Origin of the sequence: Streptomyces sp. NPDC086989, from assembly GCF_044745505.1 — a bacterium.
Taxonomy (GTDB): Bacteria; Actinomycetota; Actinomycetes; order Streptomycetales; family Streptomycetaceae; genus Streptomyces.
In genome coordinates this window covers 168,348-184,740 of the sequence record NZ_JBIVAL010000016.1, presented here as the reverse complement: position 1 = coordinate 184,740, position 16,393 = coordinate 168,348, and the positions used below count along the sequence as shown (strand labels likewise).

The 16,393-nt window shown below is 75.4% G+C and carries 11 protein-coding genes; 5 read left to right on the top strand and 6 right to left on the bottom strand.

The features are described from left to right. Positions 1-1,066: 1,066 nt before the first annotated feature. On the top strand, positions 1,067-2,548 hold the full coding sequence (locus ACIPK4_RS32445; RefSeq protein WP_402319391.1) for an AlkA N-terminal domain-containing protein: 1,482 nt from the start codon (positions 1,067-1,069) through the stop codon (positions 2,546-2,548). Between the two features lie 14 nt (positions 2,549-2,562). Continuing rightward, the gene (locus ACIPK4_RS32440) at positions 2,563-3,060 is read left to right on the top strand and encodes a methylated-DNA--[protein]-cysteine S-methyltransferase (protein ID WP_402319388.1); all 498 of its coding nucleotides are present in this window, start codon (positions 2,563-2,565) and stop codon (positions 3,058-3,060) included. Positions 3,061-3,079: 19 nt separating this feature from the next. Here ACIPK4_RS32440 and ACIPK4_RS32435 read toward each other — a convergent pair whose 3' ends face one another. Together ACIPK4_RS32435 and ACIPK4_RS32430 are read right to left on the bottom strand one after the other, a co-directional pair. Continuing rightward, positions 3,080-3,508, bottom strand: coding sequence for a hypothetical protein (locus ACIPK4_RS32435; RefSeq protein WP_402319385.1), 429 nt, complete (start codon positions 3,506-3,508; stop codon positions 3,080-3,082). Positions 3,509-3,543: 35 nt separating this feature from the next. Beyond that, positions 3,544-4,044: an NUDIX domain-containing protein gene (locus tag ACIPK4_RS32430; RefSeq protein ID WP_402319382.1), complete on the bottom strand. Its 501-nt coding sequence runs from the start codon at positions 4,042-4,044 to the stop codon at positions 3,544-3,546. 278 nt (positions 4,045-4,322) lie between these two features. Here ACIPK4_RS32430 and ACIPK4_RS32425 point away from each other — a divergent pair, with 278 nt between their 5' ends. Further along, complete coding sequence (locus tag ACIPK4_RS32425; RefSeq protein WP_402319380.1) at positions 4,323-5,471, top strand: glycerate kinase; 1,149 nt, start codon at positions 4,323-4,325, stop codon at positions 5,469-5,471. A gap of 73 nt (positions 5,472-5,544) precedes the next feature. Here the strand turns inward: ACIPK4_RS32425 and ACIPK4_RS32420 are convergent, their stop codons facing one another. Then, on the bottom strand, positions 5,545-6,156 hold the full coding sequence (locus tag ACIPK4_RS32420; protein WP_402319377.1) for a cysteine hydrolase family protein: 612 nt from the start codon (positions 6,154-6,156) through the stop codon (positions 5,545-5,547). 81 nt (positions 6,157-6,237) lie between these two features. Here ACIPK4_RS32420 and ACIPK4_RS32415 point away from each other — a divergent pair, with 81 nt between their 5' ends. Then, a complete protein-coding gene (locus tag ACIPK4_RS32415; protein ID WP_402319374.1) occupies positions 6,238-7,215 on the top strand; it encodes a GlxA family transcriptional regulator in 978 nt (325 codons plus the stop codon). 18 nt (positions 7,216-7,233) lie between these two features. Beyond that, positions 7,234-10,032, top strand: a complete 2,799-nt coding sequence (locus ACIPK4_RS32410; protein WP_402319371.1) for a SpoIIE family protein phosphatase — start codon at positions 7,234-7,236, stop codon at positions 10,030-10,032. Between the two features lie 160 nt (positions 10,033-10,192). On the opposite strand, the gene ACIPK4_RS32405 is transcribed toward ACIPK4_RS32410, so the two are convergent. From ACIPK4_RS32405 to ACIPK4_RS32395, 3 genes are all read right to left on the bottom strand, one after another. After that, positions 10,193-12,259 (bottom strand): SpoIIE family protein phosphatase, encoded by a 2,067-nt coding sequence (locus tag ACIPK4_RS32405; RefSeq protein WP_402319368.1) that lies wholly within the window; start codon positions 12,257-12,259, stop codon positions 10,193-10,195. A 73-nt stretch (positions 12,260-12,332) separates the two neighbouring features. Continuing rightward, a complete protein-coding gene (locus ACIPK4_RS32400; RefSeq protein ID WP_402319365.1) occupies positions 12,333-15,530 on the bottom strand; it encodes a DUF3376 domain-containing protein in 3,198 nt (1,065 codons plus the stop codon). A gap of 20 nt (positions 15,531-15,550) precedes the next feature. Continuing rightward, positions 15,551-16,345, bottom strand: coding sequence for a BTAD domain-containing putative transcriptional regulator (locus tag ACIPK4_RS32395; RefSeq protein ID WP_402319362.1), 795 nt, complete (start codon positions 16,343-16,345; stop codon positions 15,551-15,553). Positions 16,346-16,393: the final 48 nt, after the last annotated feature.

Genomic DNA, 16,393 nt, shown 5'->3' with positions numbered 1-16,393 from the left:
GGCGGGCCCCCCCCCCCGCGGCGGCGGGGGGGGGGGGGGCGCGGCGGGGGGGGGGGGGGGCCCCCGGGGGGGGGGGGGGGGGGGGGGGGGGGGGGGGGGGGGGGGGGGGGGGGGGGGGGGGGGGCCGTCCGGGGTAGGCATGATTTATGGCCCCACCCCGGCATCATCGACCGCGGCCGGGACATGGGCCACAAATCACGTTTTACACCCCGGACGACCCCCCGCCCCGCCACCGTCCCCGCCCAGCCGTCCAAGCCCCCCGGCCCCAGCCCCTCAAGCCTGCCCATCCCGAGAACCCCGCGCGAACCACCGGCCGGGGACGGAGGGGGGTGGACCCACCGGCCGGGGGCGGGGTGGGGCCACCGGCCGAGGCCGGGAGGCACGGCGAACCATCGGCCGGGCACGGGGGGTCGACCCACTCGCCGAGGCCGGGAGGCGCGGCGGGCCCGCTGGCCGGGGGCGGGGGCGGGGTGGGGCGCCGGCCGGGGACGGGGTGAAGGAGGGCCACCGGCCGAGGCCGGGAGGCGCGGCGAACCATCGGCCGGGCACGGGGGGTCGACCCACTCGCCGAGGCCGGGAGGCGCGGCGGGCCCGTCGGCCGGGGGCGGGGGTGGGGTGGGGCGCTGGCCGGGGTGTAAAACGTGATTTGTGGCCCGGACCACCGAGTACTGCGCGCTCCCGTCGGGGGCCATAAATCATGCCTACCCCGGCCAGCGCCCCACCCCGCCCCCGTCCCCGGCCCACCCCCGCCCCCGCCCCGGCCCACCCGTGCCCGCCGCGTCCCGCCTCGGCGGTGTCCGCCCACCCGCGGCCAGCCGACACCACCCGAGCCCCGCCCCCACCGGCCCCCACCGGCATCCACCACCGGCATCCACCGCCCATCCACCGGCCAGGCTGCACGCCGTCGTCGGCACCCACCGGCCCCGGCTGCACGCCGTCTTCGGCCCCGCCGGTCCCGCCGGCCCCGGCCGGAGGGACCGGCGGGGCCCCGTCCGACCCCCGGAGGGCTACGCTTGGTGTCGGAAAACCGCCAGCCCCCGCGGACCCCGGCCAGGATGCTGGAGCCATGTACACCGACACCGACCGCTGCGTCAGGGCCGTGCAGTCGAAGGACGCCCGTTTCGACGGCTGGTTCTTCACCGCCGTCCTGACCACCCGGATCTACTGCCGGCCCAGCTGCCCCGCCGTTCCGCCCAAGGTCGAGAACATGACCTTCCTGCCCAGCGCCGCCGCCTGCCAGCAGGCCGGGTTCCGGGCCTGCAAGCGGTGCCGGCCCGACACCTCCCCCGGATCCCCCGAGTGGAACGCCCGCGCCGACGCCGTCGCCCGGGCCATGCGGCTCATCCAGGACGGGGTCGTGGACCGCGAGGGCGTGCCCGGGCTGGCGGCGCGGCTGGGGTACTCGACCCGCCAGGTCGAGCGGCAGCTCAACGCCGAGCTCGGTGCCGGGCCCCTGGCCTTGGCCCGGGCCCAGCGCGCCCAGACCGCCCGGCTGCTCATCGAGACCTCCGGGCTGCCCATGGGCGACGTCGCCTTCGCCGCCGGGTTCTCCTCCATCCGCACCTTCAACGAGACCGTCCGCGAGGTCTTCGCCCTCGCCCCCGGCGAGCTGCGCCTGCGGGCCGAGAAGGCGAACCGGCACGTGCCGAAGGTGCCCGGCACGATCAGCCTGCGGCTGCCCTACCGGGCCCCGCTCAATCCGGACAACCTCTTCGGGCACCTCGCCGCGACCGCCGTCCCCGGCGTCGAGGAGTGGCGCTCCGGCGCCTACCGCCGCACGCTGCGGCTCCCGTACGGCACCGGAGTCGTCGCGCTGAGCCCGCGGGCGGACCACATCGGCTGCCAGCTGGCCCTCACCGATCTGCGCGACCTCACCCTCGCCATCAGCCGCTGCCGGTGGATGCTCGACCTCGACGCCGACCCGGAGGCCGTCGACGAGCAGCTGCGCTCCGACCCGCTGCTGGCGCCGCTCGTGGACAAGGCCCCGGGGCGCCGGGTGCCGCGCACGGTCGACGCGGCGGAGTTCGCCGTGCGGGCGGTGCTCGGCCAGCAGGTGTCGACGGCGGCGGCCCGGACGCACGCCGCCCGGCTGGTCACCGCGTACGGGGAACGGGTGGCCGACCCCGATCCCGAGGGCGGGCTGACCCATCTGTTCCCCTCTGTGCAGGCGCTGGCGGGGCTGGACCCGCAGTCCCTGGCGCTCCCGGCGAGCCGGCGCGCCACCCTGACCACGCTCGTCGGCGCGCTGGCGGACGGCTCCCTCCCGCTCGGCATCGACAGCGACTGGGAGGCGGCCCGTGCGCAGCTGAACGCGCTGCCCGGGTTCGGCCCGTGGACCACCGAGGTGATCGCGATGCGTGCGCTGGGTGATCCGGACGCCTTCCTGCCGTCCGACCTCGGGGTCCGGCGGGCCGCGAAGGGGCTGGGGCTGCCGTCCACGCCCGCGGCGCTGACCGCCCGGGCGGCCGGCTGGCGGCCCTGGCGCGCGTACGCCGTGCAGTACCTGTGGGCCACCGACGCCCACCCCATCAACCACCTGCCCGTCTGAGGAGCGTTTCCGTCATGAGCAGCAAGCAGCACACCGTCGTCGAAAGCCCCTACGGCCCGCTGACGCTGGTCGCCACGGACGGCGTCCTCAGCGGCCTGTACATGGCCGGGCAGCGGCACCGGCCGGCCGAGGTGGCCTTCGGGGAGCGCGTCGCCGCGACGGAGGAGCCGTTCGGCGAGGTGGCGCGGCAGCTGGCCGCGTACTTCGCCGGGGAGCTCACCGAGTTCGACGTGCCCGTCCGGCTGGAGGGTACGGAGTTCCAGCGCAGCGTCTGGGACCAGCTCGTACGGATCCCGTACGGGCAGACCTGGTCGTACGGGGAGCTCGCGGTCCGGCTGGGCAAGCCGAACGCCTCGCGGGCGGTGGGCCTGGCCAACGGGAGGAACCCGGTGAGCATCATCGTTCCGTGCCACCGGGTGATCGGCGCCTCGGGCAGCATGACGGGCTACGGCGGCGGCGTCGAGCGGAAGGTGCGGCTGCTGGCCTTCGAGGCCGGTGCGGTCACGCTCTGACCGGGACCGGGGTTGCGCGTCAGACCACTGCGAGGGGGACGAGCAGGGCGAACGCGGCGCCCGCCTCCACCGCGTAGGCGTACAGGGAGGGGTGCTGGACGGGGGCGGCGAGCAGGACCACGCTCTGCTGGGCGGTGGCCGCGGCGACCCAGTCGGCGTCGGCGCCGAGGTTGCCCTGGTACCAGCCCTCGCAGGCGCCGGGGCCCGTGACGGCGAGGAGGTCGTCCTCGCTGCGGTAGAAGGCCTGCCAGCCGGCGGCGGGGACGGACCAGCCCTCGAAATCGGTGAACTGCGCCCAGCCGCCCTCGCGTATCGCGGTGTCGAACAGCCACACCGGCGTCCCCTCGGGGGTGACCTCGCCGCCTTCCTGTTGTTCGGTGGTGAAGTGGACCATGGGCAGGGCGTCGGGCCCGTCGGCGGTGCTGGGCCAGGCGTACATCGTGATCATCGGATGATTCTGTCCTGCTTCGAGTAAGTCCGGTGTCACGGGGAGACCGGGCGGCTGCCGTTCTCCAGTTCCGCGGCGCCCTCGCCGGATTCCAGGACCCGGTAGGCCTCTTGGGTGCGCCGGCCGAGCGATCCGGGGAGGTAGGTGGGGAGTTCGGCGGGCTCGACGAGCCGCCAGGAGAGCAGTTCCTCTTCCTGGAGCCTGATGGAGGCGAGCTGTGCCTCGTCGAGCACGCCGCCGTCGTAGAGGTAGGCGACCAGCGGCGGACGGCCTTCGCCGAGCGTCCAGTCGACGGCGAGCAGCCGGCCGAGCGGCAGGTCCAGGCCGATCTCCTCGGCGCTCTCACGGCGGGCGGCCGCCCGCGGGGACTCGCCCAGGTCCGATTCGATGGTGCCGCCCGGCAGGGCCCAGCCCGCACGGTAGTTGGGCTCGACGAGCAGTACACGGCCGCCGGCGTCCCGGTAGAGGGCGGCGGCCCCGGCCAGCACCCGGGGCAGGCTCGCGATGTACGTGGCGTAGTCATCCGTGGTGGTCACGCCGCCACCCTACCGAGCGGCCGGGACGGGCGGGATCAGGGCTCCGGGGGCCCGCGACGGGAGGGCCCGGTGGTCGCGGCGGCCGGCCCCGGCGGTAGGGCGCAGGATGCCGACATGGCCCAGGGGGTGAGACGTGCAGCCACACTATGGAGGTCTATATCCGCATTTAGGGGCATGATGCGCCGGGCGTGACGCAGGCCACCCATGGGCATAGGAGGATCCTCCGGATACGCTCATGGGGGCGCGACTGCACTGTTCGATAGCAAGGGATTAGCAAGGTGACGGACGGAGCAGTAACTGAGACCGCGCGCGTGCTCATCGCCGCGGACAAATTCAAGGGCTCGCTCACGGCCGTTCAGGTCGCGCAGCGGGTGACGGCGGGCCTGCGCAGGGCCGTACCCGGCGTGGAGGTCGAGACCCTTCCCGTCGCGGACGGCGGCGACGGTACGGTCGCGGCCGCCGTGGCGGCCGGGTTCGAGCGCCGGGAGGTGCGGGTCACCGGACCGCTCGGCGAGCAGGTCACGGCCGCTTTCGCGCTGCGCGACGGCACCGCCGTGGTCGAGATGGCGGAGGCCTCCGGGCTGCAGCTGCTGCCGGCGGGTGTGTTCGCCCCGCTGACGGCGACCACGTACGGATCGGGCGAGCTGCTGAAGGCCGCGCTGGACGCGGGCGCGCGCTCGATCGTCTTCGGCGTGGGCGGCAGCGCCACCACCGACGGCGGTGCGGGCATGCTGGCCGCGCTGGGCGCGGTGTTCCTGGACGCGAACGGCGAACCCGTCGGTCCGGGCGGCGGTGCGCTCGCCGACCTGGCGTCGGCGGACCTCTCCGGGATCGACCCGCGCTTCGCGGAGGTGGACTTCGTCCTCGCGAGCGACGTGGACAACCCGCTGACGGGCCCGAAGGGCGCGCCCGCGGTCTACGGCCCGCAGAAGGGGGCCACGCCCGAGGACGTGGCGACGCTGGACGCGGCGCTGGCGCACTTCGCGGTGGTGCTGGAGAAGTCGATCGGCGAGAAGGCGGGCCGGCTGGCCGCCGCCCCGGGTGCCGGTGGCGCGGGCGGCATCGGGTACGGGGCGCTGCTGCTCGGCGCGTCGTTCCGGCCGGGCATCGAGCTGATGCTGGAGGTGCTGGGCTTCGCTCCGGCGCTGGAGCGAGCGACGCTGGTGATCACCGGCGAGGGCTCGCTCGACGAGCAGACCCTGCACGGCAAGGCCCCGGCCGGTGTCGCGGCGGCGGCGCGCGCGGCGGGCAAGCCGGTGGTCGCGGTCTGCGGCCGGCTGCTGCTGGGGCAGGAGGCGCTGGAGGCCGCGGGCATCCGCAAGGCCTACCCGCTGACGGACCTGGAGCCCGACCCGGCCAAGTCCATCCCGAACGCGGGTCCCCTGCTGGAGCGGGTGGCGGCGAACATCGCCGCCGAGGTGCTCTGACCGGCCCGCCGGGCCGGACGTGGTCCGGCACCCCGCCGCGGGGTGCCGGACCTCGGCGTGTGCGGCCGTGGGGCTACGCGGTGAGCCGGGCCGGTGACCCGGCGGCGGCGAGCAGCTGCGCCGTGTTCACCACGCGGGCGAAGCCGCCGCCGTGGAGGTTGACGGCGGTGGCGGTGGCCAGCTCGTCGGCCGTCAGGTTGCGCCCCTCGGGGCCCGCGAGGTCGAAGGTGTGCGTGGCGTCGAGCGGGACGAGCACGTCGTAGCCCAGGTTCCCGGCCATCCGCGCGGTGGTCTCGACGCACATGTTGGTCTGGATCCCGGACACCACGAGCTGGCCGATGCCCTGGGCGGTCAGCCACGCGGCCAGGTCGGGGGTGCCGTAGAAGGAGGAGTTCACGGTCTTGGTGACCAGCAGGGCCTCCTGTCCGGCCCGGTCCGTCACGAAGTCCTTGAAGGCGTGACCGGGGTGGTCGGCCGCCAGGACCGAGCCGGGGGTCCGCGAGGCGTGCCGGACGAGGACCACCGGGCGGCCCGACTCCTGCCAGGCGTCCATGAGGGCGCCGATGTTGGCCTCGGCGGCCGGGTTGTTGCGGGGGCCCCAGTACGAGGCGTCGTCGAAGCCCTTCTGCACGTCGATGACCAGCAGGGCGGCGTTCGGGGCGAGTGCGATCTCGTTCTTCGTCATGTCTTCATGCTCGTGCTCCGGGCAGGCCGCCGACAGCGGCAACCGGGACCGGGATCGATGGGATCCTGCCAGAATGGCAGCATGCATCGTGTCGCCGTCGTCGTCCAGCCCGGCATCCGCAGCTTCGACCTCGCCGTCATCACCGAGGTCTGGGGCCCCGACCGCAGCCACCTCGGCGTCCCCGGGTTCGAGCTGCGCCGGTGTGCCGCCGATCCCGGTCCGATCGCCCTGCCCGGCGGGCTCACCCTCGCCCCCGACCGTGGGCTCGACTGGCTCGCCGAGGCGGACCTCGTCGTCGTTCCGGCGCTGGCCGTGCCGTCCGATCCGACGCCCGAGCCGGTCCTGGCCGCCCTGCGCGGGGCGCACGCCCGGGGCGTGCCGGTCGCCGCGCTGTGCGCCGGGGCGTTCATCCTCGCGGAGGCGGGTCTGCTGGCGGGCCGCCGGGCGGTGACCCACTGGTCGCTGGCCCCGGAGCTGGCCGCGCGCCATCCGTCCGTGCTCGTCGAGGACGCACCGCTGTACGTGGCGGACGACGGGCTGTGGACCTCCGCCGGGGTGGCTTCCGGGATCGACCTGTGTCTGCACCTCGTCCGGCAGGCGCACGGCGCGGAGGCCGCCGCCGCCATCGCCCGGTCCATGGTGACGGGCCCGTTCCGCACCGGCGACCACGCCCAGTACCTGGACAGGCCCACCCCGGCGGCGGACCGGACGGCCGAGGCCCTGGCGGCCGTCCGGGAGCGGGCCCTGGGCCGGCTGGACGAGCCGCTGTCGGTGACCGTGCTGGCCCGCTGGGCGGGGATGTCGCCGCGCTCCTTCGCCCGCCATTTCGTGGCCGCGACGGGCACCACGCCGCACCGGTGGCTGCTCGGGCACCGCCTGGACGCGGCGCGCAGGCTGCTGGAGCGGACCGACCACCCGGTTCCGGAGGTGGCCCGGCGCGCGGGCTTCGCGAGCGAGGTCACCTTCCGCCAGCACTTCACCGCGCAGGTCGGCCTCAGCCCCCGTGCGTACCGAAGTGCGGCGGCCGCCACACCTGCAGCCCCGCCCAAATCCCGGTGACAGTGTTAGAAATGGCTCATGACCGGACGTCTGGGTCGACCCAGGGGATCCCCGCCCCGGCACCCGCCCGGGCGCGACCCGGGCCTGCCCCCGCGCCTCTCGCTGAGTGGCCGCAGCGTCGCCGGTCAGGTCTTCACGCTCATGGCGGCGATCGTGGTGCTGCTGATCGCGGCCGCCTCGCTGGCCCTCGTGTTCCAGGAGCGCTTCGACACGGAGCGCGATGCGCGCAACCGCTCCCTCGCGGCGGCCGAGGCCTTCGCGCACGCCCCGGGCCTGCCCGCGGCGCTCGGAGCGCCGAACCCGACGCGTGAGCTGCAGCCCCTGGCGGATGCCGCCCGCCGGGCCTCGGGCGTCGACTTCATCGCTGTGATGAACACGGAGGGGGTCCGCTACACCGATTCGCGACCGGACCTGATCGGCAAACGAGCCACCGGCGACCTCTCGCGGGCTGTCGCGGGGCGGTCCTTCACGGAGGTGTTCAGGGGTTCTCCGAGCGACGCGGTGCGCGCCGTGGTCCCCGTGCGGGACGCGAGCGGGAAGGTCGTCGGCCTGGTCGGCACCGGCATCGAGGTCACCAACGTCGCCGACGTCGTCGAGGGCCAGCTCCCCCTGCTGCTGGGCGCCACTGCGGGCGCGCTGCTCCTCGGCACGGGCGGCGCCGCCCTGGTCAGCCGGCGGCTGCGGCGCCAGACCCTGGGGCTGGGCGAGCTCGAGATGGCCCGGATGAACGAGCACCACGAGGCGGTCCTGCACGCGGTGCGCGAGGGCGTCCTGATCATCAGCGCCGACCACCGGCTGCTGCTCGCCAACGACGAGGCGCGGCGGCTGCTGAGCCTGCCGCCCGATGCCGAGCGGCGCCACGTGGGTGACCTCGGCCTCGATCCGCGCACCACGGCGCTGCTGGAGTCCGGGCGGGTCGCGACGGACGAGGTGCACCTGGCGGGCGACCGGCTCCTCGCCGTGAACGTGCGGCCGACCAAGACGTACGGCGGGCACCCGTCCGGCAGTGTCATGACCCTGCGCGACACCACGGAGCTCGCCGCGCTCTCCGGGCGGGCCCAGGTGGCACGGGAGCGGCTCCAGCTGCTGTACGACGCGGGGGTGCGGATCGGGACCACGCTGGACGTGGTGCGGACCGCCGAGGAGCTGTCGGAGGTGGCCGTACCCCGGTTCGCGGACTTCGTCACGGTGGAGCTGCTGGAGCCGGTGCTGAAGGGCGAGGAGCCGTCGGGGGTCACCGGCGCGTACTCGCAGATGCGCCGGGCGGCGATGAGCGGGGTGCGTACCGACCAGCCGCTGCAGCCGGTCGGCGACATCATCCGGTTCGAGGTGCCGACGGCGCCGATGGCGGCGGCCCTGCACGCGGGGCATGCGATGCTCGCACCCGATCTGAACGCGGCGATGGGCTGGCGGGCTCAGGACGAGTCCGGCACCCGCCAGGCACTGGGGTACGGGCTGCACTCGCTGATCTCGGTGCCGCTGCAGGCCCGTGGCGTGGTCCTGGGCATGGCCAACTTCTGGCGGGCCGCGGACACGCCGGAGGCCTTCGACGACGAGGACCTGTCGTTCGCGGAGGAGCTGGGGGCGCGGGCGGCGGTGTCCATCGACAACGCGCGCCGCTTCACCCGGGAGCACGCGACGGCCGTGGCGCTCCAGCAGAGCCTGCTGCCGCGGGTCCTGCCGGACCAGAACGCGGTGGACGTGGCGTTCCGGTACCTGCCCGCGAAGGCCGGGGTGGGCGGGGACTGGTTCGACGTGATCCCCCTCGCCGGGGCCCGGGTGGCGCTGGTCGTCGGTGACGTCGTCGGGCACGGGGTGCACGCGGCGGCCACGATGGGCCGGCTGCGGACGGCCGTGCACAACTTCTCGGGGCTGGACATGCCGCCGGACGAGCTGCTGGGGCATCTGGACGAGCTGATCCACCGGATCGACCAGAACGAGTCCGGGGGCGCCGGCGACCCCGGGGAGGGGGCGGGCGAGCCGGCCGGGGTCACGGGCGCCACGTGTCTGTACGCGGTCTACGATCCCGTCTCCGGGCTGTGCACGATGGCGAGCGCCGGGCACCCCGGGCCGGCCCTGGTGCGGCCGGACGGGGGCGTGGAGTTCCCCGAGCTGCCCGCCGGGCTGCCGCTGGGCGTGGGCGGGATGCCGTTCGAGGTCACGCGGCTGCGGCTGCCGGAGTCGAGCCGGCTGGTGCTGTTCACGGACGGCCTGCTGGAGGACCGCGACCGGGATTTCGACACCGGCCTGGGGATCCTGGCGCAGACGCTGGCGAACCCCGGCCGCAGCCCCGAGCAGGCGTGTGCCGACGTGCTGGCCGCGCTGCTGTTCCCGGCGCCGAGCGACGACATCGCCCTGCTGGTCGCGGACACCCGGCGGCTGGAGGCGGACCGGATCGCGGAGTGGGAGGTGCCTCCCGACCCGGCGGCGGTGTCCCGGGTGCGCAACGCGGGCTCGGCGCAGCTCGCCCGCTGGGGCCTGGGGGACGTCGCGTTCGCGGCGGAGCTCATCCTCAGTGAGCTGATCACCAATGCCATCCGGTACGGGCATGCGCCCATCCGGGTGCGGATGCTGCGCGACCGCAACCTGATCTGCGAGGTCTCCGACGGCAGCAGCACCTCGCCGCACCTGCGGTACGCGGCCACCACCGACGAGGGCGGCCGCGGCCTGTTCCTGGTCGCGCAGTACGCCGAGCGGTGGGGCACCCGGTACACCGAGCGGGGCAAGGTCATCTGGGCGGAGCTGCCGCTGACCGGGGGGCCGGAGCCGGACATGCCGGTGCCGGACCTGGAGGCGCTGGAGGACCTGGCCTGGTGACCACCGGCACGCCGGTGTGACGGTTCGCCCGTACGACGGCGGCCTCGGGGATGGGCCGGCCCGCAGGGCGGCCTCCCGCCGACAGGCGGTCAGCCAGCCGCGGGGACGGGCGGTCAGGTCGGCCGCGGGGACGGGCGTCAGCCGGCCGCGGCGACGGGCGTCAGCCGGCCGCGGGAGCCGCGGTGCGGGCCAGCAGGACGGCCACGTCGTCCTGCTGGTCTCCCGGCAGCAGGTGGGCCAGGATCTCGTCGCACAGCCCGTCCAGGGGCCGCCCGGGGTCCCGCAGCGCCCATCCGAGCTGGGCCATGCCCTGGTCGAGGTCACGGTCGCGGGACTCGATGAGGCCGTCGGTGTACAGCACGAGCAGGCTCCCCGGCGGCAGGGCGACCTCCTCGGTGCGGAACTCCCGCGCGCCGGTGCCCAGGGGGGTGCCGGGCGGGCCGTCGAGGAAGGTGACCTCCCCGCGGGCGGTGACCACGGCCGGTGGCGGATGGCCGGCGCGGGCGATGACGCAGCCGCCCGTCGCCGGGTCGTGGACGGCGTAGACGCAGGTCGCCATCTCGTCCTCGCCCAGGTCGGCGACCGCGGTGTCGAGCGAGCGCAGCAGCCGGGTCGGGGGGACGTCGTGGCGGGCGAGGGTGCGCACGGCCGTGCGCAGCTGTCCCATGACGGCGGCGGCGTGGATGCCGTGGCCCATGACGTCGCCGATGACCAGGCCGGTGCGGCCGCCGGGCAGCTGGATGACGTCGAACCAGTCGCCGCCGACGTCGTGGTCGCTGGCGGGCAGGTAGCGGCCGGTGAGTTCGAGGCCGGTGACCCGGGGCAGGGCGCTGTTGGTGAGGCTGCGCTGGAGGGTGAGGGCGGCGCGCCGCTGGTTGGTGTACATGCGGGCGTTGTCGATGTTGAGGGCCGCGCGGGCGACCACCTCGTCGAGGAGCACGCAGTCCTGCGCGTCGAAGGGCTCGCGCGCCCGGACGCGGGTCACGGTGACGGCGCCGAGGACCGTGCCGCGGGCGACGAGGGGGATCAGCCGGGCGGAGCCGAGGGTGGCGAGGTAGGCGCGCAGCTCAGCGGCGCGAGGGTCGGGAAGCAGCGCGTGGACGTCGGAGGTGTACAGGTTCATGGGGCGGCCCTCGGCGATGACCGCTGCGTAGACCGAGTCCGGGGGGATGTGGAAGGTCTGGCCGGGGGCGAGGCGGGCGGTGGGGGCGTCGGGGTCGGGGAACTCGACGGCGATGCGGCGGAGCACGCCCTGGTGGGTGGCCGCGGCGTCGTCGGGCGCGAGGACGGTCTCCAGCAGCTGTACGTCGGCCGAGTCGGCCAGCCGGGGGACGAGGACCTGGACGATCTCCCGGGCGGTCTGGCTGAGGTCGAGGGTGGTGCCGATGCGGGTGCCGGCTTCGGCGAGGAGGGCGAAGCGCCGGCGGGCCTGCTCGGCCTCGACCTGGGCCCGCTGGCTCTCGGTGATGTCGATGAGGGAGGCGATCACGCCGAGGGGACGGCCGGAGCCGTCGAGGAGCGGTGCGTAGGAGCAGGACCAGGTCCGGTCGTGGTCGGGGTCGGAGGGGGTCCGGCCGGTGCGGCGGACGTCGACGACGGCGGTGCCCCGGTCCATGACCTGCTGCATCGTCGCTTCCAGCGCGACGGCGTTGACGCCGGGCACGACCTCGGTGAGGCGTTTGCCGAGGTGGTCGGCGGCGGCGACGCCGTTCATCCGGGCGAGTGCGTCGTTGACGCGCAGGAAGCGCAGGTCGGGGCCGAGGGTGGCGAGTCCGATGGGCGACTGGGTGAACAGGCTCTGGAGCGCGGCGAGCGAGTCCCGCATCCTCAGGACCTCGGAGGTCTCGACGGCGATCAGCATGGCGCCCGTGCGGCCCTGCGGGTCGGCGGCGGGGACGATCCACATCTCCATGGTGACGCGGTGTCCGTCGCGGTGGCGTACGGGGAGCGTGCCGACCACCGTCTCACCCGCCTGGACGCGCCGGGTCAGGTCGTCGGCGAGCGTCCGGTTGGCCTCGGGGACGAGGACGGAGCTGCCGGGGAGACCGAGGATGTCCTCGGGGCGGTGGCCGAGCAGGTCCTGGGCGGCGAGGGACCATTCGACGATGATCCCGTCGGCGTCCTCCCGCCACAGGGCGATGGGCAGCAGCTCGCTGAGCACACCGGCGTACCCGACACCTGCGGCCGGCTGATCCGGGACCTCGCTCGTCGACTGGTATGTGTCCACCGCACCGACCTCACCCCGGGGGGTCCGATTCCTACCGATTCACCCTATCCGAGCCCTCGGCGCGGGGCGCTGCTCAGTCCGGCGCGGGGCGCGGCTTCGGGTACAGCCAGGGCAGCACGAACGTGACCCAGAAGAGGACGGCATAGAGGACGAGGGCGCCCCACCAGCCGCCGAGCCCCGGACGGCCGAACTGGATCAGGGCGGCGATCGCCCCGCCGATCGCGGCGGCGCCCGGCAGCAGCCGCCACCGGTCCGTGCCGACGTACAGCAGCGCGGCGGCGGCGAGGGCGAAGCAGGCCCCGACGATCAGGGTGCGCGCGCCGTCGCCGACGTCCGGCGGGTGCAGGCCGCGCAGCTGCCAGAGGGCGACGGGCGGGCCGGCCGCCGCGACCAGGAGGGCGGCGACGCGCAGCGGGGCCGGGTGGATCCGGCCGCGGACGAGTGCCACCAGGGCGACCACCGCGTACGCGCAGACCGGGATGTGCCCCGGGAGCGAGGACCAGTGGGCGGTGCAGAAGGCGATGCCCGTCCACATCAGGACGGCCGCGCACAGGGTGGGCAGCGGCGCCAGCGCCCCGGCCAGGACGGGGAGGTAGACCAGCGGCTTGAGCGCCCCGAGGACGCCCTGCACCAGGCGGGCCCCGCCGTTGCCACTGGGCTGGAGCGCTGGCCAGGCGAGCAGCCCGGTCCGCAGGGCGGCCCGGCGCGGGTCGCGGGCCCGCAGCAGCAGGGCGACCTCCTCGGCGCCGATCTCGGCGAAGGAGTCCAGCGCGGCGTCGAACTCGGCCGGTGTGGCCAGGCCCGGCGGGTTCAGCGGGGCGTCGGGCGGCCGGTTGCCGCCCCGGAAGCCCCTGCGGTGCAGCTCGGCGAGGAAGGGCAGCTCCTCGTGGAGGATCTCGTGCTGGCGCACGGCCGTCAGGACGTCCCGCACCCGGTCCCAGCGCGCGATGCCCGGCCGCCGGGTGACGTCCTGCGCCCACAGCTCCGTGAAGACCGGGCCGAGGGCCATTTCCCCGGCGATCTCCTCACCGAGCTCCGTGAGGTCGGCGGTGTCGCCGAACGCGTCGTGCAGGCGTTCGTCGGTGGCGACGACCGCCACGAGCGAGGAGGCCCCGTCGAGCCGGCCCCAGGTCCAGTCGCTCATCCGCCAGCGGGCGCTGAGGAACGCGGCGAAGTTGTTCAGCTGGTCGCCGCTGAGCTTGGCCCTGACCATGTCCTTCGGGGAGTTCTGGGCCACCTGCGGCAGCACCCTGCGGGTGGCCCAGCTGGTGTCGGCCGCCGAGACGGTGTGGAAGTCGATGTCCGGGGCCTCGGCCAGCGGGTCCGGGCGCAGCGGGCCGAGCAGCACCTCGGCGTACGCCAGCGCCTCGGCCATCGGCGGGCCCGCGCCGGTCGCGGCCTGGTGGAGCGCCTCGTAGCCGTCGACGTCGGGGGCCAGGTTCCCGCCGATCTCCTCGCCCAGCCCGGCGAGCCGCTCCCACAGGAGCGTGAAGCCCCCGGGTACGGGCTCGGGGCCGGGGCCGGGCGCGGGCGCCTCCGGCAGGGACCCGGCGGTGACGGCGGTCGCGAGGTTCGCCGACCAGGTCTCCCACTGCGCGGGGGCCGCCCCCGGCGGGGGCAGCGGCGGCATGAGGGCGCCGAGCAGGCGGGTCGCCTCGTGGAAGGGCGCCGTGGCGTCGGTGGGGACGAGCCCCAGGGCCAGGGCCGTCCGGTAGCGGCCGAGCAGCAGCCGGTCGCGGGCGGCGCTCAGCGTGGCGACGGCGGCGCGGCACGCGAACAGCCGCGTCCGGTAGGCCTCCACCAGCTCCGTGTCCACGGGTCCCGTCCCGGACTCGTACGCCCGCAGCCAGTCCATGAGCAGCCGTACGGTGCGTGCCTGGACCAGGGGGGAGTATCCGGGTCCCGGCAGGGTGCCGGGCGCGGCCGCCAGGCCGTCCGAGGCCTGGCGCAGCCGGGTGAACAGGGCCGTGGAGCCCTCCCCGGCGCTCGCGTCGAGCGCCTCCAGCGGTCCCGGGCCCGCGGGCAGCGGCAACGCGTCCGGGCCGGTCACGTCGGCCGGTTCCTCCAGCAGCCGGATCAGCCGCAGGGCCTCGGCGCGGCCGACGGTGCGGGCGTACGCCTCCTGCCGGGCCATCGCCGTGTCGTACAGCTCGACGAGGGTCAGCGGCATCACCCCGGAGGCGGCCCGCTTCTGCTGGGCCGCGGCTTCGGCGGCGCGCAGTTCGAGGGCGTCGTCGCGCAGGGACTCGGAGCCGGTCTTCACGGCCAGGGACTTCGCGGCGAGCCGCACCAGGCGGGTCACGCGCCGGCTGCTCCCCGGCTCGGGGGGCGGCGGGAGCGGCGGGACGGGCTGGAGGAACAGCAGCCAGCGGTCGGCCTTGCGGGCCACGGGCGCTCCGGCGACGGCCCGTACGGCCCAGGCGACGGGGATGTTGTCCAGCAGTCCGCCGTCGATGAGTTCGGCGCAGCCGTTCAGGTTCTCGTCGGGGTGGCCGGTCTCGCTGCTGACGCCCCGCATGTCCACGCGCGGCGGGTCCTCGACGGGCTGCGCGCCGTTGCCGACGTACACCCGGGCCGGTTCGAAGGCCCCCGGGAACGAGGAGGAGGTGCGGGCGGCGTAGGCCAGCCGGTTCAGCGCCGCCTCCCGGGCGGCGCCGGTGACGTCGTCGGGGAAGTCCGTGAGGGCGCCGCGGTGGCGGAAGCGGAAGTAGGCGTCCGCGCGGCCGACGAGGAGCGGCCGGCCGAGGGTGGGCCGCACCCGGTCGAGGCGGGGACGCAGCCGGGTGGCGGTCAGGATCAGCCGCAGCGAGGCGGGGGGCTCCCAGTCCGGCGGGGACTCGTCGAGGAGCCGGCCGATCGCGCGGCGCAGCTCCGTGTAGAAGACCTCGTCGCCGCGCATCAGCGAGGCCGGCACGTGGAAGGGCGTCGAGCGGCGCAGCAGCCCTTCGAGGTCGCCCAGGCGCAGCCACACGTCGCGCACGCCACGGCCGAACGGCATCCCGTAGACGAGGTGGCAGGCGAGCAGTACGCCGTTGAGCCCCCCGGCGCTGGTGCCGACGAGGACGTCGACGTCGACGTCCTCGTACCCGCAGGTCTCCAGCAGCCCCGCGTACAGTCCCGATTCCGGGGCCGGTTCCTGCCGGGCCGCCGCGCGGAGCGCCGCCGTCTCGCAACAGGCCCCGCCCATCCATACGGCGAGGCTGACCCCGCCGCGCATCGCGAGGGCCAGGCGCAGCTCCGTACTGCGCCGGCCTGGCCGGTCGTCGCTCATGCCTCCAGCTTGGCCCCGGTTCAGGCGTGCCGCACCCGGGCGGCCGGCACCTCGCGGGCCCTGGTGGCCGAGCGGCAGAAGTTCCGTATGAGGCCCGCGAGTTCGCAGCCCGGCTCGACGCCGAGCTCACGTTTCACGAGGTCGCGGTAGGTGTCGTAGGCGCGCATGGCCTCGATGAGGTTGCCTTCCGCCAAGTGGGCCTCGATCAGGGCCCGCTGGGCGCTTTCGCGCAGCGGTTCGGCGCTGACGGCGAGCAGGGCCGATTCCACCGCCTCGGCGTGCCGGCCGACGCGGGCCAGCTCGCGGCTGAGCGCCTCCAGTGCGTGCAGCAGCCGCTGGCGGACCCGTTCGCGCTCCAGCAGCACCCAGTCGTCGTACCATCCGGGCAGCAGGTCGAGCGCGTCGGTGCGCCATTTGAGCGCCGACAGGTCCTGGGTGGTGGCGGTGCCGCCGATGAGCCGCCCGGCCCAGCCGTACAGGACGTACAGGTCGACGACCGTGTGCTCGCGCACGGCGAGCGAGCACTTGTCGGAGTCGAGCAGGTCGATGCCGGCGGCCTTGAGCCGCCACAGGGCGGAGCGCAGGTTCCCCGCCGCCCTCAGGTCGTCGCCGGACGGCCACAGCGCGCCGGCGGCATGGCGGCGTTCGACCCGTCCGCCGTGCAGGGCGACGAACGCGAGCAACCGCTTGCCCCCCTCCGGCACGTCGATCCACCTCCCCTGATGGACGACGCGCGGGCCGCCGAGGAGGTGGAGCGCCGGCGCCTCCCCCTGCCCGGGACCCCGGACCGGTGACGCGAGGAACTGCTGGTTCATAGGCGGTCCTCCTGCAGAGAAGTCCGACCTCACATGCTATGCGCACAC